This is a genomic window from Paenibacillus farraposensis, assembly GCF_020736845.1.
GTDB classification, from domain to species: domain Bacteria; phylum Bacillota; class Bacilli; order Paenibacillales; family Paenibacillaceae; genus Paenibacillus; species Paenibacillus farraposensis.
This window is the reverse complement of the sequence record NZ_JAFFQR010000108.1, coordinates 1-342: the sequence shown is the minus strand read 5'-3', so window position 1 is coordinate 342 and position 342 is coordinate 1. Positions and strand designations below refer to the sequence as shown.

The 342-nt window shown below is 58.5% G+C and carries 1 protein-coding gene; it reads right to left on the bottom strand.

Annotated features, from left to right (window positions below; translation table 11 throughout):
• Positions 1–342 (bottom strand): AMP-binding protein (locus tag JO375_RS18435; RefSeq protein WP_229525838.1); only part of this gene is annotated, 342 nt, incomplete at both ends.

The window sequence follows — 342 nt, the reverse complement described above, 5'->3', positions numbered from 1 at the left end:
GCCAAACCGTTCCTGCAGCACCCGGTAGTCCGTGACGCTGCAGCTGTCCGAGCTGGTGATCAGCAATTCCAGACTGCTCATGTCCAGTCCGTGTTCGTACACATGCTGCATAAACGGTACGATCAGGGCTGGTGTCGATTCGAACACGGTAATCTGGTAATCGCGAATCCAGCCATGCAGACGGCTCGGATCAATCCGGTCATCTTTCGGGCAGATGACCATCGTGCCGCCGTTATAGAGCGCCCGTGCGATATCGCCGACGAACACGTCGAAGGAGAAGCTCGCCAGTTGCAGCAGCCGTACCGGGAACTGGCTCAGACGGTAATCCCGGCGATACGCCGC